The organism is Mycobacterium sp. E740 (assembly GCF_001672895.1).
GTDB lineage: Bacteria > Actinomycetota > Actinomycetes > Mycobacteriales > Mycobacteriaceae > Mycobacterium.
Map to the genome: position 1 here is coordinate 1 of NZ_LZKP01000199.1, position 23,227 is coordinate 23,227.

At 66.1% G+C, this 23,227-nt stretch carries 30 protein-coding genes; 21 read left to right on the plus strand and 9 right to left on the minus strand.

All coding sequences use genetic code 11. The annotated features are described in order from the left end of the window. Together xseA and A5663_RS19430 are read right to left on the minus strand one after the other, a co-directional pair. A partial coding sequence (gene xseA / locus A5663_RS19425) for an exodeoxyribonuclease VII large subunit (protein WP_068152909.1) occupies positions 1-985 on the minus strand: 985 nt, incomplete at its 3' end. Next, complete coding sequence (locus tag A5663_RS19430) at positions 982-1,554, minus strand: lipid droplet-associated protein (RefSeq protein ID WP_068152912.1); 573 nt, start codon at positions 1,552-1,554, stop codon at positions 982-984. The genes xseA and A5663_RS19430, both read right to left, overlap by 4 nt. A gap of 66 nt (positions 1,555-1,620) precedes the next feature. Between A5663_RS19430 and A5663_RS19435 the strand changes: the two genes are divergently transcribed. Further along, positions 1,621-2,622 (plus strand): 4-hydroxy-3-methylbut-2-enyl diphosphate reductase, encoded by a 1,002-nt coding sequence (locus tag A5663_RS19435; protein WP_068153006.1) that lies wholly within the window; start codon positions 1,621-1,623, stop codon positions 2,620-2,622. A gap of 12 nt (positions 2,623-2,634) precedes the next feature. Here A5663_RS19435 and A5663_RS19440 read toward each other — a convergent pair whose 3' ends face one another. Continuing rightward, the gene (locus A5663_RS19440; RefSeq protein WP_068152915.1) at positions 2,635-3,741 is read right to left on the minus strand and encodes a DUF6542 domain-containing protein; all 1,107 of its coding nucleotides are present in this window, start codon (positions 3,739-3,741) and stop codon (positions 2,635-2,637) included. A gap of 84 nt (positions 3,742-3,825) precedes the next feature. Between A5663_RS19440 and ychF the strand changes: the two genes are divergently transcribed. The 6 genes from ychF (at position 3,826) to A5663_RS19460 (ending at position 7,088) form a co-directional block, all read left to right on the plus strand. Further along, on the plus strand, positions 3,826-4,899 hold the full coding sequence (gene ychF / locus A5663_RS19445; protein WP_068152918.1) for a redox-regulated ATPase YchF: 1,074 nt from the start codon (positions 3,826-3,828) through the stop codon (positions 4,897-4,899). A gap of 159 nt (positions 4,900-5,058) precedes the next feature. Continuing rightward, on the plus strand, positions 5,059-5,340 hold the full coding sequence (locus A5663_RS19450) for a type II toxin-antitoxin system Phd/YefM family antitoxin (protein WP_068152920.1): 282 nt from the start codon (positions 5,059-5,061) through the stop codon (positions 5,338-5,340). Positions 5,341-5,381: 41 nt separating this feature from the next. Beyond that, positions 5,382-5,603 (plus strand): type II toxin-antitoxin system RelE/ParE family toxin, encoded by a 222-nt coding sequence (locus tag A5663_RS22790; protein WP_231976840.1) that lies wholly within the window; start codon positions 5,382-5,384, stop codon positions 5,601-5,603. Between the two features lie 93 nt (positions 5,604-5,696). Then, positions 5,697-6,062 carry a hypothetical protein gene (locus tag A5663_RS22795; protein ID WP_082974253.1) on the plus strand — a complete coding sequence of 122 codons (366 nt, stop codon included), beginning with the start codon at positions 5,697-5,699 and terminating at the stop codon, positions 6,060-6,062. A gap of 240 nt (positions 6,063-6,302) precedes the next feature. Then, positions 6,303-6,551 (plus strand): hypothetical protein, encoded by a 249-nt coding sequence (locus A5663_RS19455; protein ID WP_068152922.1) that lies wholly within the window; start codon positions 6,303-6,305, stop codon positions 6,549-6,551. A gap of 138 nt (positions 6,552-6,689) precedes the next feature. Continuing rightward, the gene (locus A5663_RS19460) at positions 6,690-7,088 is read left to right on the plus strand and encodes a VOC family protein (protein WP_068153008.1); all 399 of its coding nucleotides are present in this window, start codon (positions 6,690-6,692) and stop codon (positions 7,086-7,088) included. Positions 7,089-7,101: 13 nt separating this feature from the next. On the opposite strand, the gene A5663_RS23650 is transcribed toward A5663_RS19460, so the two are convergent. From A5663_RS23650 to A5663_RS22800, 3 genes are read right to left on the minus strand one after another with little or no spacing between them, the layout of a single operon-like run. Beyond that, positions 7,102-7,398 carry a Crp/Fnr family transcriptional regulator gene (locus A5663_RS23650; RefSeq protein ID WP_369816674.1) on the minus strand — a complete coding sequence of 99 codons (297 nt, stop codon included), beginning with the start codon at positions 7,396-7,398 and terminating at the stop codon, positions 7,102-7,104. Next, positions 7,347-7,583 (minus strand): hypothetical protein, encoded by a 237-nt coding sequence (locus A5663_RS23655; RefSeq protein WP_231976837.1) that lies wholly within the window; start codon positions 7,581-7,583, stop codon positions 7,347-7,349. Before A5663_RS23655 ends, A5663_RS23650 begins: the two co-directional genes overlap by 52 nt. 9 nt (positions 7,584-7,592) lie before the next feature. Next, positions 7,593-7,835: a hypothetical protein gene (locus A5663_RS22800; protein ID WP_156744559.1), complete on the minus strand. Its 243-nt coding sequence runs from the start codon at positions 7,833-7,835 to the stop codon at positions 7,593-7,595. Positions 7,836-7,903: 68 nt separating this feature from the next. On the opposite strand from A5663_RS22800, the gene A5663_RS19470 reads away from it, so the two are divergent. From A5663_RS19470 to A5663_RS19485, 4 genes are all read left to right on the plus strand, one after another. Further along, the gene (locus A5663_RS19470; protein WP_231976838.1) at positions 7,904-8,530 is read left to right on the plus strand and encodes a chemotaxis protein CheB; all 627 of its coding nucleotides are present in this window, start codon (positions 7,904-7,906) and stop codon (positions 8,528-8,530) included. Between the two features lie 9 nt (positions 8,531-8,539). After that, complete coding sequence (locus A5663_RS19475; protein WP_068152926.1) at positions 8,540-9,286, plus strand: class I SAM-dependent methyltransferase; 747 nt, start codon at positions 8,540-8,542, stop codon at positions 9,284-9,286. Between the two features lie 35 nt (positions 9,287-9,321). Continuing rightward, entirely contained in the window at positions 9,322-9,807 is a 486-nt protein-coding gene (locus A5663_RS19480) for an SRPBCC family protein (RefSeq protein ID WP_068152928.1), read from the plus strand. 388 nt (positions 9,808-10,195) lie between these two features. Then, entirely contained in the window at positions 10,196-10,873 is a 678-nt protein-coding gene (locus A5663_RS19485; RefSeq protein WP_369816672.1) for a DUF2993 domain-containing protein, read from the plus strand. A gap of 6 nt (positions 10,874-10,879) precedes the next feature. Here A5663_RS19485 and A5663_RS19490 read toward each other — a convergent pair whose 3' ends face one another. After that, positions 10,880-11,557 (minus strand): guanylate cyclase, encoded by a 678-nt coding sequence (locus tag A5663_RS19490; RefSeq protein WP_068153011.1) that lies wholly within the window; start codon positions 11,555-11,557, stop codon positions 10,880-10,882. A 42-nt stretch (positions 11,558-11,599) separates the two neighbouring features. Here A5663_RS19490 and A5663_RS23160 point away from each other — a divergent pair, with 42 nt between their 5' ends. Then, complete coding sequence (locus tag A5663_RS23160; RefSeq protein WP_156744560.1) at positions 11,600-11,764, plus strand: hypothetical protein; 165 nt, start codon at positions 11,600-11,602, stop codon at positions 11,762-11,764. On the opposite strand, the gene A5663_RS19495 is transcribed toward A5663_RS23160, so the two are convergent. Beyond that, positions 11,761-12,546: an adenylate/guanylate cyclase domain-containing protein gene (locus A5663_RS19495; RefSeq protein WP_068153013.1), complete on the minus strand. Its 786-nt coding sequence runs from the start codon at positions 12,544-12,546 to the stop codon at positions 11,761-11,763. The two genes, A5663_RS23160 and A5663_RS19495, sit on opposite strands and share 4 nt — an antisense overlap. Between A5663_RS19495 and A5663_RS19500 the strand changes: the two genes are divergently transcribed. Continuing rightward, entirely contained in the window at positions 12,530-13,516 is a 987-nt protein-coding gene (locus A5663_RS19500; protein ID WP_068152935.1) for a hypothetical protein, read from the plus strand. The genes A5663_RS19495 and A5663_RS19500 overlap by 17 nt on opposite strands. A 2-nt stretch (positions 13,517-13,518) precedes the next feature. On the opposite strand, the gene A5663_RS19505 is transcribed toward A5663_RS19500, so the two are convergent. After that, the gene (locus A5663_RS19505) at positions 13,519-14,376 is read right to left on the minus strand and encodes an alpha/beta fold hydrolase (protein ID WP_068152937.1); all 858 of its coding nucleotides are present in this window, start codon (positions 14,374-14,376) and stop codon (positions 13,519-13,521) included. Between the two features lie 100 nt (positions 14,377-14,476). Between A5663_RS19505 and A5663_RS19510 the strand changes: the two genes are divergently transcribed. From A5663_RS19510 to A5663_RS19545, 8 genes are all read left to right on the plus strand, one after another. Then, positions 14,477-15,091, plus strand: coding sequence for a TetR/AcrR family transcriptional regulator (locus A5663_RS19510; RefSeq protein WP_197503468.1), 615 nt, complete (start codon positions 14,477-14,479; stop codon positions 15,089-15,091). 169 nt (positions 15,092-15,260) lie between these two features. After that, positions 15,261-16,028, plus strand: a complete 768-nt coding sequence (locus A5663_RS19515; protein WP_068153019.1) for an ABC transporter permease — start codon at positions 15,261-15,263, stop codon at positions 16,026-16,028. Beyond that, complete coding sequence (locus A5663_RS19520) at positions 16,025-16,879, plus strand: ABC transporter permease (protein ID WP_068152940.1); 855 nt, start codon at positions 16,025-16,027, stop codon at positions 16,877-16,879. The genes A5663_RS19515 and A5663_RS19520 overlap by 4 nt, the downstream gene beginning before the upstream one ends. Positions 16,880-16,881: 2 nt before the next feature. Next, positions 16,882-18,342 carry an MCE family protein gene (locus A5663_RS19525; RefSeq protein ID WP_068152944.1) on the plus strand — a complete coding sequence of 487 codons (1,461 nt, stop codon included), beginning with the start codon at positions 16,882-16,884 and terminating at the stop codon, positions 18,340-18,342. Positions 18,343-18,370: 28 nt separating this feature from the next. Next, positions 18,371-19,411 (plus strand): virulence factor Mce family protein, encoded by a 1,041-nt coding sequence (locus A5663_RS19530; RefSeq protein WP_369816673.1) that lies wholly within the window; start codon positions 18,371-18,373, stop codon positions 19,409-19,411. Beyond that, positions 19,408-20,760, plus strand: a complete 1,353-nt coding sequence (locus A5663_RS19535; RefSeq protein WP_068153025.1) for an MCE family protein — start codon at positions 19,408-19,410, stop codon at positions 20,758-20,760. Before A5663_RS19530 ends, A5663_RS19535 begins: the two co-directional genes overlap by 4 nt. Beyond that, on the plus strand, positions 20,757-22,079 hold the full coding sequence (locus tag A5663_RS19540) for an MCE family protein (RefSeq protein WP_068152947.1): 1,323 nt from the start codon (positions 20,757-20,759) through the stop codon (positions 22,077-22,079). Before A5663_RS19535 ends, A5663_RS19540 begins: the two co-directional genes overlap by 4 nt. Then, on the plus strand, positions 22,076-23,227 hold the full coding sequence (locus A5663_RS19545) for a virulence factor Mce family protein (protein WP_068152951.1): 1,152 nt from the start codon (positions 22,076-22,078) through the stop codon (positions 23,225-23,227). The genes A5663_RS19540 and A5663_RS19545 overlap by 4 nt, the downstream gene beginning before the upstream one ends.

The following is a 23,227-nucleotide window of genomic DNA, read 5'->3' on the forward strand; positions in this document are numbered from 1 at the left end:
GGGCGCGGTGCACCTCATCTGCGCGCGCGGTGATGGCGGCCAGCGGCTGAGCCAGTACCGGCCTGCTGCGCAACTGGTCGATGACGCTTTCCTCGCGGTGCACCCAGTTGCGCAGCGCCTGACCCCCGCGCCGGCACAACTCGGTGACGAAGGCCTGCTCGGCCGCGGCGTCGGGAACGATCTGCTTGGCCGCGTCCGTCGGCGTGGCGGCGCGCAAATCGGCGACGAGGTCGCACAGCGGGCTGTCGGGCTCGTGGCCGATGGCGCTGACCACCGGGGTGGTGCACTTGCCGATCTCCCGGCACATCGTCTCGTCGGAGAACGGCAACAGGTCCTCGACGCTGCCGCCGCCGCGGGCGATCACAATCACGTCGACGTTCGGATCAGAGTCGAGTTCGCGCAGCGCCTCGACCACTTGCGGGACGGTGCTGGGTCCCTGCACAGCCGTATTGCGAACCGCGAAACGGACTGCGGGCCAACGGTTCGTGGCCATGGCGATCACATCGCGTTCGGCGTGGCTGCCTCGGCTGGTGATCAGGCCGATCGTGTTGGGCAGGAACGGAATCGGGCGTTTGAGCCGCACATCGAAGAGGCCCTCGGCGGCCAACAGCTGGCGCAGCCGTTCGATCCGGGCCAACAACTCGCCCATGCCTACTGCGCGAATCTGGTTGACCCGCAAGGAGAATGACCCCCGGCCGACGAAGAAGTTGGGTCGGCCCAGCATGACCACCCGGGTGCCCTCGGTAAGTTTGACCGGCGCGTTGAGCACCAGCTCGCGAGGGCAGGTCACCGACAGCGACATGTCGAGCGACGGATCGCGCAGCGTGATGTAGGCGGTGCCGGAGTTGGGCCGCGTCGAGAGCTGAGCGACCTGACCTTCCACCCAGACGGTGCCGAGCTTTTCAATCCAGCCCTTGACCAGCATCGAGACGGAGCGGACCGGATACGGGTTATCCGGGCTCTGGCCCTGCTCCGAGTCGGTCACTTCGCGGACGCGCGGGTGATCCTGTTGGCGAGCAGGGTCTGAAACGGTGCGCGGCCCTTCGTGGCCTCTTCATAGGCCAGCAGCGCCTCGAGGTCGTCGACCCGCAGCGTGTTCAGCCGCGCGCGCAACTGCGCGAGCGTGAGCGACTCGTAATCCAGCTCGGTGACGATCTCCGGCGTCTCGGCAGTCTCGCCCGGCCCGGCCGGCGCGTCCTCGCGCTCGGCTGCCGAGGACTGCGGTTCGCCGTTGCTGAACAGCGCGAAACGGCCCTCGGTCAGGCGCTCGCCGTCGATGGAGGTGACGGTCGCGGTCTCGGAGTCGTCGACATCCTCGTCGAAGGTGGCCCACTCGGGTTGCTCGTCCTTGGGCGGGAACAGCGAGTCGAGCGCCTCGTCACCCTTGATGACCAGGTCGGCGACGTCCTGCTGCATCTTCATCACCAGGTGCGCGAGCTGACTCACGACGGTCATCGGGTACATCAGGATGGTCTGGGGGAGCTTGCGGGTTTCCTCGAAGGCGGTCACCGCCGCGCCAACCAGCAGACGGACCCCATACGGTGCGGTTGCCATGGCCCCCAGCCTACGGCGGGCTGCTCGGCTGGGCCGGGTGGGCCGCGAATGCGTACCCTGGGTGCCATGCCGCCGACTATCAACATGGGGATCCCGGGCGCGTCCAGCTCGGTGACCGGTGGCGTTACCGGCAAGCGGGTGCTGCTGGCCGAACCGCGGGGGTACTGCGCGGGAGTGGACCGCGCCGTAGAGACCGTCGAACGTGCGCTGGAGAAACACGGCGCCCCGGTGTACGTGCGGCACGAGATCGTGCACAACCGCCACGTCGTCGAAACCCTGGCCAAGGCCGGCGCCGTGTTCGTCGACGAGACCGACGAAGTGCCCGAAGGGGCGATCGTGGTGTTCTCCGCGCACGGGGTGGCGCCGACGGTGCATCAGACCGCCAAGGAGCGCGACCTCAAGGTCATCGACGCCACCTGTCCGCTGGTGACCAAGGTGCACAACGAGGCCAAGCGGTTCGCGCGCGACGACTACGACATCCTGCTCATCGGCCACGAGGGTCACGAGGAAGTCATCGGCACCGCCGGTGAGGCGCCCGATCACGTGCAGCTCGTCGACGGGCCGGACTCCGTCGACAACGTCACCGTCCGCGACGAGAGCAAGGTCATCTGGCTGTCGCAGACGACGCTGAGCGTCGACGAGACCATGGAGACCGTGCGCCGGCTGCGGGAAAAGTTCCCGACGCTGCAGGACCCGCCGAGCGACGACATCTGCTACGCCACGCAGAACCGCCAGGTGGCGGTCAAGGCGATGGCTCCGGAGTGCGAGCTGGTGATCGTCGTCGGCTCGCGCAACTCGTCGAACTCGGTGCGACTGGTGGAGGTCGCGCTGGGCGCCGGGTCGGACGCTGCCCACCTCGTGGACTACGCCGACGACATCGACCCGGCCTGGCTCGACGGGGTCACGACCGTCGGCGTCACCTCCGGTGCGTCGGTGCCGGAGATCCTCGTGCGCGGCGTGCTCGAGCGGCTGGCCGAATACGGCTACGACGTGGTGCAGCCCGTCACGACGGCCAACGAGACGCTGGTGTTCGCGCTGCCGAGGGAGATCCGCCCCGCGCGCGCTTAGCGCTCCGACGAATCAGATGTCGTACTCCCACGCGTCGGCGTCGCGCTGAGGTGAGGTGCGGCGGCGGGTGCGGTAATCCGCGCGGTCGTCGGTCTCCTCGCCGCGGTAGCGCACCCGGGAGATCGGATGGTGCGTCCCGTTGCCGTTTCTGCCGTGGGGCTCGCGCGGCTGGTAGTCGTCGAAGCGGCGGCGACGTTCGGGCCGGTCGCCGCTTCTGTCGTAGCTCGGGCGCTCGTAGCCGGTGCGGTCGTATCCGGTCCGCTCATATCCCGTCCGGCGCTCGGCGGGAGGCGGACCGGATTGCCGCGAGCCGGACGGCCGTGGCCTGCGGCGCGGCTCGGCCGGTGATGTCGGATCGGCCAGCCTGCTGGAGCGACTGCGCCTCGGCCGCTCGGCCACCGGTTCGATGATCTCCGTCTCGGGCGGCCGCATGTGGCGCGGGCGCGGCGTGGTCCGGCTCGTCGCCCGAGCGCCGCGATTCGACGCTGTCCGGCCGCTGCGCGCGGACCGGTTGGCGGTCTGGGACCGCTTGCGGCGGGCGGGCGCTTCGGCCTCGTCGACGGGCTTGCGCGCCACCAGCGACGCCACCGCGGCGGTCAACTTGGTCGTCACGCTGCTCAACGTCGTTGCCACGCTGCTCGTCCGCTCGGGCCGGTCGTCAGTGTCGCGCGGGGATTCGCTGCGAGTCGACCGCCCGAGGTACCAGCGCGCCAAGCCGACCAACAGGGCGGTCGCCGACGTGAAGAACATCAGTGGAAAGCGTTCGATCAGCGGATAACCGCAGTTGATCGCGAGATCCTTCACGCCGGTGAGTTGGCCTCCGGTGAACAGGAAGTAAGCCCCCGGCACGCTGACGAAGAGAATGAGCGACGGTTGGATGACCGCGGTGAACAGCGCATGATGCCGCACTGCCAGAACGGCCACCAGGCAGCCGAGGAAGTAGCACGTGGCGAAGACCGCGGACAGTTCCTTGCTGCCCGATCCGGCGTCGAACGCGAAGCCGATGGCCGTCAAGGTGATCGCGATCAGCACCGCACCCCAGCCGGGAACACCCGGGAAATCGGGATGCGCGGAACGATGGTCGGCGGCCACCGCCGACCGTGCGCGCTGTGCTGACACAGGTAGACCGTACCGGCTTTCGCTGTGTGTGGCTGTCAGCGCGGTTCGGGCGTGCCCGTTGCGGTCTCCTAGACTCTGGACTCTGTGAGCTTGAACCTGGGAATCGTCGGCCTGCCCAACGTCGGTAAATCGACGCTGTTCAACGCGTTGACGCGCAACGACGTGCTGGCGGCCAACTACCCGTTCGCCACGATCGAGCCCAACGAGGGTGTCGTGCCGCTGCCCGACCCGCGATTGGCCGAGCTCGCCAAGATGTTCGGGTCGGAGAAGATCGTTCATGCGCCGGTCACCTTCGTAGACATCGCCGGGATCGTCAAGGGGGCCTCCGAAGGAGCGGGGCTGGGCAACAAGTTCCTGGCGAACATCCGCGAGAGCGACGCGATCTGCCAGGTGGTGCGAGTGTTCAGCGACGACGACGTTGCCCACGTCGACGGGCGCATCGACCCGAAGTCCGACATTGAGGTGATCGAGACCGAGCTGATCCTCGCCGATCTGCAGACGCTGGAGAAAGCGTTGCCGCGGCTGGAAAAGGAAGCCAGGACGAACAAGGACCGCAGGCCGGCACATGATGCCGCAGCGGAGGCTCAGGGGATTCTCAACGGCGGGACGACGTTGTTCGCGGCGCGCGTGGACACCGCGCCGCTGCGCGAGCTGAACCTGCTGACGACCAAACCGTTCCTGTACGTGTTCAACGCCGACGAGGCGGTGCTGACCGATGAGGCGCGCAAGTCGGAGTTGTGCGAGATGGTGGCGCCCGCCGACGCGGTGTTCCTCGACGCGAAGATCGAGGCTGAGTTGCAGGAGCTCGATGACGAGTCTGCCGCCGAGTTGCTCGAATCGATCGGTCAGACAGAACGCGGGCTGGATGCGTTGGCGCGAGCGGGTTTTCACACGCTGAAGTTGCAGACGTTTCTGACTGCGGGCCCGAAAGAGTCGCGCGCGTGGACGATTCACCAGGGTGACACCGCGCCGAAGGCCGCCGGGGTGATCCACACCGACTTCGAGAAAGGTTTCATCAAGGCCGAGATCGTGTCCTATGACGATCTGGTCGGAGCCGGGTCGATGGCCGCGGCGAAGGCGGCGGGCAAGGTGCGGATGGAAGGCAAGGACTACGTCATGGCAGACGGCGACGTGGTGGAATTCCGGTTCAACGTCTAGTCCGAGCGGCGTCGAGCGGCCCTTAACTGGTTGATTGCCCTCAGTATTTGCGTGGGATCAACCATTTAACGGCGTCCTCGCGGTGTCAGTCATGTCGCGCTACCAGTCGGGTCAAATTCGTGACGACGTTCATGTGCTACGGACGCTAGAATTCTGTACATGGAAACTCTTCCGCTGGCAGAAGTGCGCGCCAATCTCTCAAAGCTGGTCGACGAGGCCGTGCGCACGCATCAGCGGATCGAAGTCACCCGGCAGGGCCGTCGCGCGGCGGTGCTTCTCAGTGCCGACGATTACGACTCGATGATGGAGACGCTGGACATCCTCGGCGACGCAGCCGCCATGGCCGCAGTCCGGGAGGCGGACGCCGACATTGCCGCTGGGCGCCTCTACTCCGCCGACGAGGTTGAGGCGGAGCTCCGCGCGAAGGGGATCGTCAAATAGCGGCTTATCGGATCGAGCTGACCCGCCGCGCCCGCAGGAGTCTGTCTGAGGAACTACCCGAAGAGGTAGCGGCTGCGTGTTGGGAGTTCATCGTGAATGTACTGGCGCACAACCCGTTACGGGCTGGAAAGGCGCTGCGGGCTGACCTTGCCGGCAGGTTCTCCGCCAGGCGTGGGGATTTCAGGGTGATTTATGAAATTCACGATGACAGGGTGGTGGTTCGGGTTATCGACGTGCGTCACCGGCGAGACGTTTATCGGTGACATGGTGGAGTTCCGCCACGAACAGAGATCGGGCGGCAAAGCCACCGCCGCTCGCTGATTCCACAGCGATCGCGGCGGCGCTAGGGTTACCCGATGATCGGTAGCGAGGATGCCGATGGTGGGGACGAAGCCGATCGGCGTACCGCTGAGATGGACAAGCGCGAGCACATCCTCAAACGACGCGAGTCAGAACAGTCGCGGCGCGAGCGGGTTTCCGACGAACGGGACCGACTGGCCGATGAACGGGACCGTATTGCCGACGATCGTGAGCAGGTGGCCGACGAGCGCGAGCGGCGTGCGGACGAGCGTGAAGGTGCCAGCGAGCAGCGTGAGCGCGAGCGATTGCAACGCGTTGCTGACAGGGAAGATCGTTCGGAAGCAGCTAGGAAAAGGGACGAGGCCGAGATTCGGCGCGCAGTGGCAGAGACACGGCGGTCGATCGATGAAAGCGACTCCTAGCAGCGCTGACGAACGGCGATCCGGTCGAATTCCGGTTCAACGTGTAGGCGAGCGGCCACTAACGGGTTGATTGCCCTCAGTATTTGCGTGTGATCAACCATTTAAGGCTTCGCTGCAGTCATGTCGAGTCGGCGCTACTCCTCGGATGTGCTCCCAACGCTAGATTTCTGTACATAAAGACTTTTCCGCTGGCATGGGTGGGAAAGATGCGCAGAAGTAGGGCCAACGGTGAGAGCAGAGATGGGCGAGAAAAAGATCAGGTCGTCGGCGGGCACATCAGTCCACCGCATCCAACTGGAGGACGGCCAATTGCCTGACATGCTCAACGGGGTCAACGGGGTGGCACATCAGACGTTATTTCGGCCGACTCATATCGACCTGGAGTTCGACGTTAAAGGTGTGGTGGAGACGCGCATCTACGGCCTGGGGATCAAAGGAGACGGCACCGTGGGTGAGCGCGAGGTGGACCACCGCTGGCATCGAAAATGATCGACGGCAACCTCAAGTTGGTCAGGAGGACCGTCGGCGCACAGACCGCGACGTTGTCGAGTTCCGTTCAACCTCTGACACCGAGGGTGAGAGTCATCGAAGCGCGCCTTGTCGGAGGTCTCGCCTAGCGTGCTTGGCGTGAAACTCACTTCGATCCGCATCATCACCGCTGACGTGAAGCTACTCGTCGCGTTCTACGAGGTTGTCACTGGCGCCGCGGCGGTCTGGGCCAATGAGCTGTTCGCCGAAATCCCCACACCGATGGGCACGCTGGCGACCGGTAGCGACAAGACCGTCCCGTTGTTCGGAGAAGGATCCGCCGAGCCGGCCGCCAACCGGAGCGCGATCGTCGAGTTCACCGTCGACGACGTCGACGCCGAATACGAGCGCCTGCGCGGTCAATTGGAAGAGGTCGTCACTGAGCCGACCACGATGCCTTGGGGCAACCGGGCATTGTTGTTCCGCGACCCCGACGGAAACCTGGTCAACTTCTTCACTCCGGTGACCGATCAGGCCCGGGCCAAGTTCGGGCTCTAGAAGCGAGTCGACGTCACTCTTGCGCGTAGTTGCCGATGTCGTCGAACTCTGCTTTGACTATGCCGTAGCACTCACAGGCAGTGCGCTCCAGGCGTTCGTCGTCGGTGATGTTGAGGGTGCCTCGCGAATACCGGATCAGTCCTTGGCCCTGAAGGCGTCGTGCCGTATCGGAAACGGTCGGACGGTGAACGCCGAGCATCTGCGACAGAAACTCCTGCGTCAGGTGAAACTCGTTGCGGCCGACGCGATCCCGCGTCGTCAGGAGCCACCGTGTGCCATGCGTGCCTCCGTCGAGTGGGTCGCGTTGCAGACGACGTTCTGCGCGACCTGCACCATCGTTGCCTGCGTGAAGCGGCCCAACAGGCTGTGCAGCGCACCGTCGCGACTCAGCACTTGGCGAAAGTCGCCGACGCTTATCCGTGCGGCCTGACCGGGAATCTGGCAGAAGGCGGCCTGGGGGCTCGTTGTCGCGCCCAGGTACACCGGCAGTCCCACCATTCCTTCCTATCCGATCGTGGCCACTTCGAACACCACCCGCTCGTCTTCGGTCACAGCAACCACGGAGAAGACGGCCGACAGCGGGAAGTAGATGTCGCTGATCGGCTTGCCCGGTTCGTAGGCCGGATGCTTCAACGGCTGCTCTTCCACGCGCAGATGCCGCCGTAACTTGCCGAACTCGTCGTCCGGAAGCTGCTTGAGGATTGTGTTGCGGCGAAGTTCTGCGTCCATCTGGACATGGCTACCCACCGAAGAACGGTTTATGTCGGGTTGCGGACATAAGCCTTTAAGCTGTCCATATGTTCGCGAGCCGACATATGACCTCAGCGTCGGTGTTCGGGCGGGTGGTGATGGTCGCCTCGCTGGGCGGCATGGACGCATTCAAGGCCGTTCTTGCGGACATTCCGGCAACGTTCCCGATCCCGATGGCCGTCGTCCAACACCGCGCGGAAACACACACGGAGTACGACCCGCTGGCAACGGTGCTGGCGAGACACAGTCAGCTTCCCGTCCGGATCGCCCGCCACGGAGAACGGGCCAACAACCGCGGCGTCGCGGTCGTACCCGGTGCGGTCAACGCGACCCTCGATTCCGCCGGCCGGTGGCTGCTGGGTCAAGCGACGAATGGCACTCAGCCCGGCGATGCCTTGCTGGCCGCCTCGGCGGCCGAAGTGCCCACGCTCGGCGTCATCTTGACCGGTTATCAGACCGACGGCAGCGAAGGCGCCAGGGCAGTGAAACGTGGCGGCGGTCGCGTCTTGGTGCAGGACCCGAGGACCGCCCGGGCGGCGGGTATGCCGTCGAATGCGATAGCGACGGGATGTGCCGACTTCGTTTTACCGCTGCACCGCCTCGCTGCCGCGATGGTGGCCTTGACCGTCGCTCCAGGTGCGGCCGACCTGTTGGCGGTGCCGCTGCCACCGTGGGCGCGCCTGACTTCTTGAGTCGCCGTCGTGAGTTTCGCGGTTTCTCCGAAGGCCTACGCGCGGTTCATGGGCCGGTATTCCGAGCCTCTCGCCGAAGTCTTCACTGCATTCACCGGCGTCAGGGCGGGGGAGAAGGTGCTCGACGTGGGCTGCGGACCCGGCGCACTCACCTCCCATCTTCTGGCGGCCGGGACGCAGGTCGCGGCGATCGATCCGTCGCCACCGTTCGTCGAGGCGATCCGTGCGCGCTTTCCCGACCTTGACGTGCGCCAGGCCACAGCGGAGCAATTGCCTTATGAGACAGCAGCTTTCGATGCCGCCCTTGCTCAACTGGTGGTGCATTTCATGAGGGAACCGGTGGCCGGCATCCGCCAGATGGCGCGCGTGACGCGGCCCGGCGGAGTCGTCGCAGCGTGCGTCTGGGACGGGCAGGCCGGCGCGTTGGCACCATTCTGGGATGCAGTCCACGTGCTCGACCCGCAGGCGCAGGATGAAGCGCTACTGTCCGGCGCGCATCGGGGGCACCTCACCGAACTTTTCGAAGCAGCGGGACTGCGCGATGTCGCAGAAGAGCCGATTGCCGTCGATGTTCTGCACCCGTCCTTCGAGGAGTGGTGGGAGCCGTACACCTACGGTGTCGGCCCTGCCGGCGACCACGTGCAACGACTCGATGACGGCGACCGCGAACGTCTGCGATCCGTCGCGCGTGAGCAGTTGGGTGTCGGGCCGTTCACCGTCACCGCTACCGCCTGGGCAGCAACGGGAAAGGTCTGACGGTGGACCGCCGAAGTCCTGTTCAATGTGGTGCCATGGCTCGTACGGATAGCGCGTCGACGGTGGTCAAAGCGCCACTGACCCGCGTCTTCGAAGCGCTCATCGACCCCGGAGTCCTCGCCGAGTGGCTGCCGCCGACCGGGATGACCTGTCGGTTCGACCACTTCGACGCCCGCCCCGGGGGGTGCTACCGAATGGTCCTGACGTATACCGACCCGCCTCGCGATGGCGGCAAAGCCAACGCCGACTCGGACATCGTCGAGGGTCGCTTCCTCGAGATCGAGCCCGAAGACCGCGTCGTCCAGGACGTCGAATTCGCCTCGGACGACCCGGCTTTCGACGGGACGATGACCATGACCTGGACGGTGAGACGGGTCGACGGCGGCACTCGCGTCGAGCTGCGTGCCGACAACGTGCCGCCGGGAATCTCGGCTGCTGACCACAAGGCCGGTATGGCGTCCTCGCTAAACAATCTGGCCGCCTACCTCGCCAAGCGGCAGCCCGTCTTTCGTCCGGAGTGATGGGCGACTCTTCCCAGCCGAGTAAGGCAGAATCGCGCAAGTGACGCAGCCTCCGCGACGCCCGGGGCCGCCTGACTGGCGCGGCCGTGGCGCACCTCCGCCCAATCCCGGTCAGCGACCGCCTCCACCGAGGCGACCGGATCAGCCGAGACGCCCCGAGCCTCACCCCGAACCGCCGACCGATCAGTTCGACGCTCCGCGACCGCCGAACGTCGGTCCGCCGCAGCGGTATCCCAAGCCGCCCTCACCCGCCGACGCGCGACCGACCGAGCAGATACACCGACAGCAGCCGGCCCCGCCGCCTCCCCAGTCGACGCCCGCCAGCGACGAAAAGCGGCGCACTGCAAGGGGATTCAACAAGACATCGATCATTCTGATCGTCGTCATCGTGGTCGCCCTGCTGGCGGGCGGACTCGCGGGCGGCGAGCTGTACGCCCGTCACCGCGCTGACAGCATCCTGACCGATGTCGCCCACTGCGTGACCGACGACGGCGTCACGATCTCGTTCGGGGTGAACCCGCCGTTTCTCTGGCAGCACATCACCGGGCACTACACCAACATCTCGGTCACCACCGACGGCAACCGTGTCCAGAGCGCCGACGGCATGACCGCCGAGGTGGTGCTCGCTGACGTCCGACTGCAGGACACCGGGAACTCCAAGGGCACCATCGGAAAACTCGACGCGACGCTGACCTGGAAGGCGGCCGGCATCAAGGACACCATCGCAGCGAACCTGCCCGGAGTCGGCAGCCTCATCACTGGTGTGCGCACCGACGCCGCTGCGGGCACGGTGATCCTGGAAGCCGGCGACAACAGCGTCACCGCCAAGCCCGTCGTCACCGATGGTGACCTGAATCTGCAGGTGCTCGACGTCACGGGGCCGCTACCCAAGGACGCGGTGCAGACGGCGCTTGGCGAGTTGACCAAAAAGCTCAACGACAACTACCCGCTCGGTATCCACGCCGACAGTGTCGAGGTGACCGGCTCCGGCGTCGTCGGGAAATTCTCCAGCCGCGACGCCTCGATCCCCAAGGAAGACGCCGACCCCTGCTTCGCGCGCCTCTAGCGGCGATCAGTCCAACTCGACGGCGATTTCGGCGCTGAGCTGATAGCCGGGCGCCAGCGGCAGCGCATCGCCGCTCCAGAACGAGCCCGGGTCGAACCAGTTGTAGTGCTTCTCCGTCGTCAGCAACCCCATCTCCTCGTAGGTGATGGCGACGGTTTCGGCGCAATACGCAGTCTGCAATCCGACCTGCAGCTTCTGCTGCTTTCTACGTTGAGTTGCGTCGCGAACCCTGTTGTGTACGAACGGGATTCCGCGCGTGAAGTCCGCGACGGCGAGCCGGCCGCGAAACCAGCGGCCGGTCAAGCGCGCCGTACTCGGAAACGGTGTGCCGTCCATCCGCGCGACCACCTTCAGCGCGCGGTCCTCCTGTTCGCGGCTCGCGTACGGAGTCAGCTGCCGAAGCCAGCACCGTTGGTGATAGTTGTTGATCCAGCGCTCCACCACCTGGCGGGCGTCGTTGAGTTGCACGCCGCGCTGGTTGCGGCCGGTCCACATGTCGGTCAGCTTGTCGCCCAGCTCGGCGTGCCAGATCAACGGTGGCAGGTCCTCGATCGCGAGCGTCATGCCGACGTGGTTGACCGGGCTGTTCGTCATCGACTGGATCGCCCGGTCCGGACCGGAGCGGCCACGGAAGAGCCAGAGGTCACCGGTTCGTGTCGCGTCGAGCGCCTGCTGCAGTGACACCGCGGTTGGTTTCACCCCCGCAGCTTAGGCAGACTCACTGCCATGCGCGGCATCTGGAAATGGGTCGGGCTGGCGAGTGTCGCCGGCGTGGTGGCGGGTGGGGTCCTGGTCGCTCGCGATCAGCGTCGTCGCAACGCGTACACGCCCGAAGACATCAGGGCGCGACTGCATCAGCGGGTCGCCGAGTCCGAGAGCCGCGACGGCTAGGTCGCGACGGAGTAGAGCCGGTGTGACCCGTTGAAGCCCTTGAGTTCCGCGGCGCGCCCATGGTCGAACGAGATGTCTTCGACTTCCGCCAAGGCGTCTCGCACCACCGAGCTGACCAGCACCTCGCCGCCGTCGGCCTCGTTCGCCACGCGGGCGGCCATCGCGACGTTGCGGCCGAACAGGTCGTCGCCGCGTCGAACCGACTTGCCCATGTGGATTCCCATCCGCACTTTGATCCGGTTGGGCTGCTTGCGAAGTGCCCGTTGCACGTCGATGCTGCATCGCACTGCCTGCTCCGGCTGAGCGAACGCCACCATGAACCCGTCACCCTGGCTCTTGACCACGTAACCGGAGTGTTTACTGACGTGGCGGCGCACCATCTTGTCGTGCCTTCCGATCAGCCGCGCCCATGCCCGGTCGCCGATCCGCTCGTTGAGCGCGGTCGACTCCTCGATGTCGGAGAACAGGATCACCATCTTGCCGCTCGGAGAGAGGCGCGCGAGATCGGGCCGCTCGACCTCGGCCCAGTCCGCGAGGTCCTCGATCGACGACCGCACCGCCGCACCGAGACCGTCTTTGCGCAGGATGTTGGCCGTCTGCCACACCTGCTTGACCGCTTCCCGGCCGCCGGTGAGCAGCATGTTCTTGGCGTCGACGCGTTTGCGGGCGTCGTCGAGTTCGTCGCGCTGGCGGGTGTAGCGGATCCAGAGCACTGCCAGCGCGACGGCTTCGGCCGCCGCCACGATTGCGAGTATGTAAGCCGCGATGTGTGCTCCCGTCACGGCTCAAGTATTGGATGCTGACCGGGTGACGCCCGCGCTGCCCCCGTATTACGAATCTCGTTTCATCCGCGCCAACCACCCGGACCTGCCCCGGGCGCTGTGGTTGCGGCAGACCTTGCTGCTGCCGACCGCCGGTCAGCCCGCCGCCGACGTGTGGGTGATGGTCTTCGATCCGGACGGCGCGGGAAACCGCGCGCTCAAGCAGTCCTATCCGATCGACTCGGCCACCTTCGGTTACGACGACTGGACCGCCCGCATCGACGCCAACGTCCTCGACGACCGGACGGCAGAAGGCGTCGCCGGATCCGCGCGCTGGGACCTGCGGATCACACCGGGCGGCGAGGATCCGGTCAGGCTGCTGACCGAACGCGCCTATGCCGCCAGGTTTCCCACCGCCAAGACGATGGTGCGTCACCCGTTGGCCCGTTTCGACGGGCTGCTCGAACTCGACGACGTCCGGTTCGCGGTCGACGGCTGGTCGGGCAGCGTCAACCACAACTGGGGCAGCAAGCACACGCCGGCCTACGCGTTCGGGCAGGTCTGCGGATTCGACGAGGCGCCTGACACCACCCTCGAAATCGTCACGGCTCGTGCCACTCTCGGACCGATCCCGTTGCCGTCGGCGACGCTGTTCGTGTTCCGGCACGCCGGACAGGAGTTCGCCGTGCGGTCGATCCGCGGCAGCCTGCAGACGCACGGAAGCTATCGGCCTTTCTCGTGGACGTTCGGCGGCCGGGTCGGCGAGCAGATGATCGAGGGCGAGATCGTCACCGAGCCGTCCGACGTCATCGGGCTGACGTACACCGACACGAACGGCGGGACGAAGTACTGCTACAACTCGGCGATCGCCTCATGCCGAATTCAGGTGGCGGGCAAAGCTTTCGAGCGCGCAGAGCTGACAGCCGACCGTCGCGCGATGTTCGAGATACTCACCGACACCCGTCATGACGCGGTGCCGCTGCTCGCCTGACGTCACCGCGAGACGAACTGCACCACCACTTCGGAGAACGCGTCGTTGTCGTCGCCGGCGGCGGTGTGCCCCGCCGCGGCGAGCTCGGCGAACTCGGCGTGCGGCACCTTCTCCAGAAAGTCCTTCACGCCGTCGACACTGACCACGTCGGAGAGCTTCCCGCGGATCAACAGGATCGGGATGGTCAGGCCCATCACCGCCTGCTCCAGCTTCTCCTCGCGCACGAACCGGTCGTCTGCCGGCGCGGTGAGAAACGCCGGGTCCCAGTGCCAGAACCACCGCCCGTCGCGGAACCGCAGATTCTTCTTCAGGCCTTCGGGGTTGCGCGGGCGCTTCCGGTGCGGCAAGTAGGCGGCAACCGCGTCGGCCGCCTCGTCGAGCGACTCGAAACCCTCGACACCGCTGGACATGAAATCGCGGATGCGGGCGCTGCCGTCCTTCTCGTAGCGCGGTACCACATCGACGAGCACCAGCTTGCTCACCTTCTCCGGTCCCGCCGCGTCGGCCACCAGCATGCCGGTCATCCCGCCCATGCTCGCCCCGATCAACGCGACCGGTCGGCCGATCTGCTCGACGACCTGCAACGTGTCCGAACACAAGGCGTCGACGGTGTAGTTCGCATCCGGTGCGCGGTCGCTGTCGCCGTGACCGCGGCTGTCCAGCGCCACGACGTGCAAGCCCTGGTCGGCCAGAATCTGCGCGGTCTTCTTCCATGAGTGACGGTTCTGGCCGCCGCCGTGCAGCAGCAGTACCGAGGAGAGCTGCGAGTCGACGCCGCGGTTCCACTCGTCGGCCACCAGGGTGACGTCTTCGGACCCGCGGAACTCAACGGTCTGCAGTTGACTTTCAGTCGCGCTCACGGCCGTCCTCTCCGGCTCACCCCGGGGCTCACGTTACTCAGGCGGTGAAAATCTCGATTTGCCGGTCTCGTTGCTGAGGGCGTCAATAGACTTTGCTACCGTGCAGCCGGAGCTCGCCCGCCCTGACCGTGAGTCCATCATCGAGGCTGCCTACGCCTGCCTCTCGCAACCGCACACCGGCCCCATCCCGGTCGCCGCGATTTTGCAGCGCGCCCAAGTGTCCACGCGAGCCTTCTATCGTCATTTCGAGTCGAAGGACGAGCTGTTTCTTGCCATGCTGCGGCGCGAGACCGACGCCTTGGCCGACCGGCTCGACCGCGTCGCCGAGAACGGTTCGGGTGCGCCCGCGGATCGACTCGAGGCCTGGATCGAGGTGATGTTCGGACTTTTTCACGACGACGAGGTCCGCATGCAGTTCACCGTCATCGACTCCGATGAGGTCCGCGCGGCGAAGGGCTACCGCGAGACGCGCGAGAAGGCCCACGCCGACCGCGAGCGGTCGCTGGTGAAGATCCTGCGGCGCGGATGTGAGGACGGCTCGTTTCCCCTCGCCGACCCCGAACAGGATGCGTTCGCGGTCAACGCGATCATCAGCCGGGTGATGGTCCTGCAAACCTACGACGACCACGAAGGTTTGCGACGGGCCAAGGCGCGCGTTCTCGACTTCGCGCTGCGCGCCCTGGGCGCCGAGAAACACGCCGCCGACAGGCGCTGAGTTTCGGCATCCGACGTCTGCTTTTGCCGAACGCAAATTCTCGATATACGGTTCCCCCGCGTCCGCCCGTGTGTAACCTCGGGCAACAGCCATCACGGGCGCGGGTTGTTGGTGTCGAGGAAGGTCGGCGACCTATGTCAGTGCAGTGCACGCGGGCAAGGCTCGAGTGATGGTCGCTTCCACCGCATTTGCCAAACCCGTGCGCGCCTTCGGCGGCTTCTATTCGATGGCGCTCGACACCTTTGTGTGGATGTTCAAGCCGCCCTTCGCCTGGCGCGAGTTCATCGCGCAGTCGTGGTTCGTGGCACGGGTGTCGATCGTGCCGACGCTGTTGTTGACGATTCCCTATACGGTATTGCTGACATTCATCGAGACCATTCTGTTGAGCGAGATCGGCGCAGCCGACTTCTCGGGAACGGGCGCCGCCCTCGGCACCGTCCGTCAGATCGGACCGATCGTGACGGTGCTCGTGGTCGCCGGCGCCGGCGCCACCGCCATGTGCGCCGATCTGGGCGCCCGCACGATCCGGGAGGAACTCGACGCGCTGCGCGTGATGGGCGTCAATCCCATTCAGGCTCTTGTGGTTCCCCGCGTGCTGGCCGCCACCATCGTGTCGCTCGCGTTGTCGGCCACCGTGATCCTGGTCGGCCTGTCCGGCGCGTACTTCTTCGTCGTGTACATCCAGAACGTCTCGCCGGGCGCTTTCGCCGCCGGCCTGACCCTGATCATCGGCGCCACCGACGTGATCATCGCGTTGGTGAAAGCGGCGTTGTTCGGGCTGTCGGCCGGCCTGATCGCCTGTTACAAAGGGATTTCCGTGCGTGGCGGCCCGGCCGGTGTCGGTAACGCAGTGAACGAAACCGTGGTGTTCACCTTCATGGCGCTGTTCGCGATCAACATCGTCGCAACCGCCGTAGCGATCAAGATCACGCAATGACGGTATCGCGGCCGCACTCCCAGTTCCCCTGGCTGAAAAGCCGGTTCCGCAGCGTGGCGGGCCCCTGGAACCGCATCGGCGTGCAGACCAAGTTCTACGGCAACACGCTGCGCAACATGCACTACGTCGTCATCCACTACCGCGTCGAGCTGATCCGCATCATCGCCCAGATGGGGCTGGGCGCCGGGGCGCTGATCATCATCGGCGGCACGGTGGCGATCGTCGGTTTCCTGACGGTGACCACCGGTGCACTGGTGGCGGTGCAGGGCTACAGCGACTTCTCCGAACTCGGGGTCGAGGCCCTCACCGGATTCGTTTCGGCGTACTTCAACGTGCGCCTGATCGCACCGGCCACGACGGCGATCGCACTGTCGGCCACCATCGGGGCCGGCGCCACCGCGCAACTGGGCGCCATGCGGATCAACGAAGAGATCGACGCGCTCGAGGTGATGGGTATCCGCAGCATCGCATTCCTCGCTTCGAGTCGGGTCATCGCCGGATTCGTCGTAGTGATCCCGCTGTACTGCGTGGGCGTGCTGATGGCCTTCTGGGCGGCGCGATTCGGCACCACCGTCATCTACGGCCAGTCGACCGGCGTGTACGACCACTACTTCCGAACGTTCCTCAACCCCACCGACCTGATGTGGTCGTTCGGCCAGTGCATCGCTCTGGCTGTGGTGATCATGCTCGTGCACACCTACTACGGCTTCACCGCCAAGGGCGGACCGGCCGGGGTGGGCGAGGCCGTCGGACGCGCGGTGCGCACGTCGTTGATCGTCGCCGCCTTCGTGCTCGTCATGCTCTCGCTTGCGGTGTACGGCCAATCCGGCAACTTCAACCTGGCCGGGTGACGATGGAAGGACGAGAAGAGGGCCTGCACCCCGGGTGGTGGACGTTGTTCCTGGTGGTCTTCCTGGTGGTCGCAGTGTGGCTGACCTATTCGCTGTTCGTCGGTTCCTTCAAGCGGACCGAGACCGTGACGCTGACCTCCGAACGAGCCGGCCTGGTGATGGAGACCAACGCCAAGGTCAAGCTCCGCGGTGTGCAGGTGGGCCGGGTCGCGTCGATCCAAGGCGGCCGCGAACCCGTCGCGCTGAAACTCGAGATCGACAGAAACAAAATGGAGTTCATCCCCGCGAACGTCGAGGCGCAGATCCGCGCAACCACGGTGTTCGGCGCCAAGTTCGTCGATCTGATCTATCCCAGCGACCCCAGTTCGCAGCACCTGGCGCCCGGCCAGGTGATCAAGTCGCGCAACGTCACCGTCGAGGCCAACACCGTGTTCCAGAACGTGGTCGACGTCCTCGAGAACATCGACCCCGCCAAGCTCAACAGCACCCTGTACGCGCTCGCCCAGGGGGTGCGCGGTCAGGGCGAGCTGATCGGTCAGGCCACCACGGATGCGAATCAGGTTCTGCTGGAACTCAATCCGCGCCACGAGACGGTGACCCAGGATCTGCGTGCGCTCAAAGGTTTCAACGACACGTACAGCGCTGCGGCACAGGACATCTTGACCACCCTGGATGCGGCCAGCACCACCAGCACAACCATCGCCGCGCGCGCCAGCCAGCTGGATGCGTTGCTGCTGGCCACGATCGGCTTCTCCAACAGCGGTATCAACCTGCTCGCGCCGAACCAGCAGAACCTCATCAAGGCGCTCAACGTCCTCGAGCCCACGACGAACCTGCTCTTCAAGTACAGCCCGGAATACACCTGCCTGCTCACCGGCGCGAAGACCCTGCTGGACACCGGCGGGTACGAGGGACCGGGCGGCAACGGCCGGACCCTGGTGCTGGACGTGGGCCTGGCGCTCGGCGACGACCCCTATCGGTACCCCAACAACCTGCCGATCATCGGCGCGAAGGGTGGTCCCGGCGGCAAACCGAGTTGCGGCTCGCTGCCCGACGTGGCGAAGAACTGGCCGGTGCGCAACCTCGTCACCAACACCGGCTTCGGCACGGGACTCGACTGGCGGCCCAACCCGGGCATCGGTTTCCCCGGATACGCCAACTACCTGCCCGTCACTCGTGCCGTGCCTGAACCGCCGAGCATCCGCAACCTCTTCGGCGGACCGGCGATCGGACCGATCCCGTATCCGGGCGCGCCGGCCTACGGCGCCGACCTGTATGCGGACGACGGCACCCCGCTGTGGCCGGGCCTGCCGGCCGCACCGCCGCCGATGGCGCCGCGCGACCCGGGCGCCACACCGGGTTCCGAACCGTTCATCGTCCATTCGCCTGCCCAGATGCAACCGACCCCCTTACGGCCGACGCCCCTGCCCACCCCCGCACGGCCGGGACCGCCGTTCCCATGACCGACAACACGATGAGAGGTGACACGTAATGCCGGGCATGGCAGCCAAGGTTCGCCACGACGCGTGGCGCCTTGCCGTGTTCTTGTCCGTGTGCGTGCTCGGCGTGTTCGGTCTGTTCGCCGTCTTCGGGCAGATGCGCTTCGGCGAGGTCACAAACAGCTACGTGGCCGAATTCACCAACGTCACGGGCCTGGAGAACGGCGACTTCGTGCGCATCGCCGGTGTCGAGGTCGGCAAGGTGAAAAAGGTTGAGATACAGCCGGATACGACTGCGCGCGTCGAGTTCACCGCGGAGCAGTCGGTGGTGTTGACCGAGGGCAGCAAGGCGGTGATCCGCTACGACGACCTCATCGGCGGCCGCTACCTGGCGCTCGAGGAGGGCGCCGGGGGAGTCAAGAAGCTCGCACCCGGCGGCACGATACCGCTGGCCCGCACGTCACCCGCGCTGGACCTCGACGCCTTGATCGGCGGCTTCCGGCCGCTGTTCCGGGCGCTGGACCCTGATCAGGTCAACGCGTTGTCGAGCCAGCTCATCCACGCGTTGCAAGGCCAGGGCGGCACGATCAACTCGTTCCTGTCCCAGACCGCCGCGCTGACGACCACGCTGGCCGACCGCGACCGGCTGATCGGCGACGTGATCGTCAACCTGAACGTCGTGCTGGGGTCGCTCGGTGACCAGAACGACCAGTTCGCGAAAGCGGTCGACGCCTTGACCCAGCTCGTCGAGACGCTGCGCGGACGCAAGGAAGACATCAGCAACGGGCTGGCCTACACCAACGCCGCGGCCGCGACGATCACGGACCTGCTGGCCCAAGCGCGGCCGCCGTTCGCCAAGACGATCCACGAGACCGACCGGGCCGCGGGCATCGTGGTCGCCGACCACGAGTACTTCGACAACCTGCTCAACACGCTGCCCGACGCGTACCAGGCGCTTGCGCGGCAAGGGATCTACGGTGACTTCTTCACGTTCTATCTCTGCGACATCGTGCTCAAGCTCAACGGTAAGGGCGGTCAGCCGGTGTATGTGAAAGTCGCCGGGCAGTCCACGGGGAGGTGTGCGCCCCGGTGAGGTCATTCTCTGAGCGCAATCAGTTCGTCATCGGCGCCATCGGGCTGGCGCTGACGATCGGCATCGTGCTGGGGTCGCTGAACTACCAGCGTCTGCCGTTCCTGCAGGGGGCGCAGTACTCGGCCTACTTCGCGGAAGTGGGCGGCCTGGAACCCGGTGAAGCCGTGCAGGTCTCGGGGTTCGAGGTGGGCAAGGTCCAGTCGATCGAGCTAAACGGGTCACGCGCGCTGGTGAAGTTCACCGTCGCCAAACACATCCGGCTCGGCGACCGCAGCGAGGCGGCGATCAAGACGAAGGGCCTGCTCGGCACGAAGATCCTCGAAGTCACCTCCCATGGCGAAGGCCGGCAGGAAGGCACGATCCCGCTCGATCGCACGACGTCTCCCTACGAACTGCCGGATGCGCTGGGCGAGTTGGCAATGGCGATCAGCGGCTTGAACACCAACCAGTTGTCGGACTCGTTGCGCGTGCTGGCGGACACGTTCTCCGAGACCCCGCCGGAGCTGAAGGTCGCGATCGAAGGAGTGGCGCGGTTCTCCGACACGCTCAACGAACGCGACGAGAAGCTGCGGGGCCTGTTGGGCAACGCCAACAAGGCCACCAAGGTGCTGGCCGATCGCAGCGGCCAGATCGTCAGCCTGGTCAACAACACCAATGCATTGCTGGCCGAACTGCAAAGTCAAAGTGCCGCACTCGATCAGGTCTCCGGCAACATCTCGGCACTCAGCGGGCAGCTCCACGGCTTCATCGGGGAGAACCGCGAGACCATGAAGCCGGCGCTCGAGAAGCTCAACGGTGTGCTCACGATCATCGACAACCGCAAGCAGCGCCTGCAGAAGTCGCTGGAGTTGCTCACCGACTACTCGATGTCCCTGGGTGAATCCGTCTCCGGTGGGCCGTTCTTCAAGACCTACGTCGCCAACCTCCTTCCCGGCCAGTTCCTGCAGCCGTTCATCGACGCGGCGTTCTCGGACCTGGGCGTGGACCCGAACGTGCTGCTGCCGTCGGAGCTGTCCGACCCGCAGGTCGGGCAACCGGGCACACCGGCACTGCCGGTGCCGTTCCCGCGCACGGGCCAGGGCGGCGAACCGCGGTTGACCGTTCCCGACGCGATCACCGGCAAGCCCGGTGACCGGCCGTGCGGCCCGCCGGGCCTGCCGTTGCCCGGGCCCGGTTGCTACCCGGCCCGCGCGCCGCTGCCCGCGCCGCCGCCCGGCGGACCACCCCCGGGACCGCCCGCCGAGGCGCCGCCCGGTCTGCAGTCGACGCCGGACCCGACACCGTCTCCGGTCGCGGTGCCCGCACCCGGCGGCACCGACCACCTCGCACCCGAGGGGGCCGGACGATGACGCGCAGCGCACGCAACATGTTGGCCATCGCCTTGGTCGTGATACTGGCCGGCGGCGCGATCCTGTTGTTCCGCAACACGGAACGGGTCAACCGCACTCACGTCGTCGCTTACTTCGAGAACGCGAACGGCATCTACCCCGGAGATGCGGTGCGGATCGTCGGGGTTCGCGTAGGCGAGATCGAGTCGATCGAGCCGCAGCCCGAACGGGTCAAGATCTCGTTCTGGTACGACAGCAAGTACAAGGTGCCGGCCGACGCCAAGGCCGCAATCCTGTCGCCGTCGGTGGTGACCGCCCGCAGCATCCAGCTCACGCCGGCCTTCACCGGCGGTGCGGTGATGGCCGACAACGCTGTGATCCCGCAGCAGCGCACCGCTGTTCCGGTGGAGTGGGACGAGGTTCGCCAGCAGTTGGAGAAGCTCGCCAAGACGCTGCAGCCGACCGAGCCGGGCGGAGTGAGCCCGTTGGGCGCGGTCATCAACACCACCGCCGACAACCTGCGCGGCCAGGGCGCCAACATCCGCGACACCGTGATCAAGCTGTCGCAGGCCGTGACGGCCCTGGGCGACCACAGCACCGACATCTTCTCCACGGTCAAGAACCTGGCGATCCTGGTTTCGGCACTGCAGGACAGCACCGACGTGATGCGCCAGCTCAACCAGAACCTGGCGAGCGTGACCAGCCTGCTCGCCAATGATCCCAACGAGGTCGCCGACGCGGTGCGCGACCTGAGCAACGTCGTCGGAGAGGTGCAGTCCTTCGTGGCCGACAACCGCGAAACGCTGGGCACCACCTCGGACAAGTTGGCGGGGGTGACCCAGGCGCTGACGGACAGCCTCGCCGACGTCAAACAGTTCCTGCACGTCGCGCCCAACACGTTGCAGAACTACGTGAACATCTGGCAGCCCGCGCAGGGTGCGGTGAGCAGCGTGCCGATGCTCAACAACTTCGCCAATCCGCTGTCGTTCCTGTGCGGCGCCGTTCAGGCGGCGTCACGGCTGGGCGCCGAGCAGTCGGCGAAACTGTGCGTGCAGTACATGGCGCCGATCCTGAAGAACCGCCAGTACAACTTCCTGCCGATCATGCAGAACGTCTTCTCCGGCGCCTCGACACGCCCGAACGAGCTCACCTACAGCGAGGACTGGTTGCGCCCCGATTACATTCCGCCGCAACCTGTTCCGGGGCAGGCCCCGCCACCGTCGCCGGAAGCGCCGCCGCCCGCCGCCGGTCCGCCGTTGCCTGCGGAAACGCCGGTCTCGACGAATCCCGCCGACGGTCTGCAGGGCCTGATGGTGCCGCCTGGGGCGGGGCCGCGATGAGACGCAAGGGGTTTCGCATAGCCGCTGTCTTCGCGGTAGCCGCCGCCGTGTTGTCCGGCTGTTCGGACTGGCGAGGCTTGAACTCGGTTCCGCTGCCGGGCGTGGAGGGCACCGGCCCGAACGCGTTCACCATCCAGGCGCAGATGCCGGACGTCGACAACATCGAACCGAACTCCCGCGTCCGCGTCGCCGACGTCAACGTCGGCCACGTCACCAAGATCCAGCGTCAGGACTGGCATGCGCTGGTGACCATGGAGCTCAACGGTGACGTCCAACTGCCCGCCAACGCGACGGCCAAGCTCGGTATCACGAGCCTGCTGGGTTCGCTGCACATCGAGCTGGCGCCGCCCACCGACACCGCGCCGCAGGGCAAGCTGAAGGAGGGCTCGCTGATTCCGCTGGCGTCGTCGAGCTCCTACCCGAGCACCGAGCAGGCGCTGGCCTCAGTTGCCTTGCTGCTCAACGGCGGCGGCATCGGCAACATCCACGACATCACCGAGGCGTTGAGCATCGCGTTCACCGGGCGTGAGAACGATCTGCGCAGCCTCATCGAGCAGCTCGACATCGCGATCGGCCATCTCGACGACCAGAAACAGGACATCATCGAGGCCACCGACAGCCTGAACAATCTGGTCGGCCAGGTCGCAGAGCAAAAGCCGGTGGTGGACAAGGCATTACGGACAGTGCCCGAAGCCCTGGCCGTGCTCAGGGACCAGCGCGAGAACCTGGCCGAAGCGCTCACCCAGCTCGGCCGGTTCAGCGCGCTGGCCGCCGACTCGGTCAACCAGACCAAGGAAGCCCTGGTGCAAGAACTCAAGGACCTCGGGGTGGTGCTGCAGGAACTGGCCAACGCCGGACCGGCGCTCACCCGCGCGCTGAGCTTCCTCCCCACCTTCCCGTTCCCGAAGGAGACGCTGCTCAACTGGATGCGTGGTGACTACGCGAACCTGACGCTGGTGCTGGACCTCACGCTGAGCCGGATCGACTCCGGGTTCTTCACCGGCTCGCGGTTCGAATGCAATTTGACGTGGTTGGAGCTGCAGTGGGGACGCACCATCGGCCAATTCCCCAATCCGTGTCTGGCCGGCGGCGGTGGGACGCAAGGCAACCCGCTGGTCGCGCCGTACCGCTGGGATCAGGGGCGATGA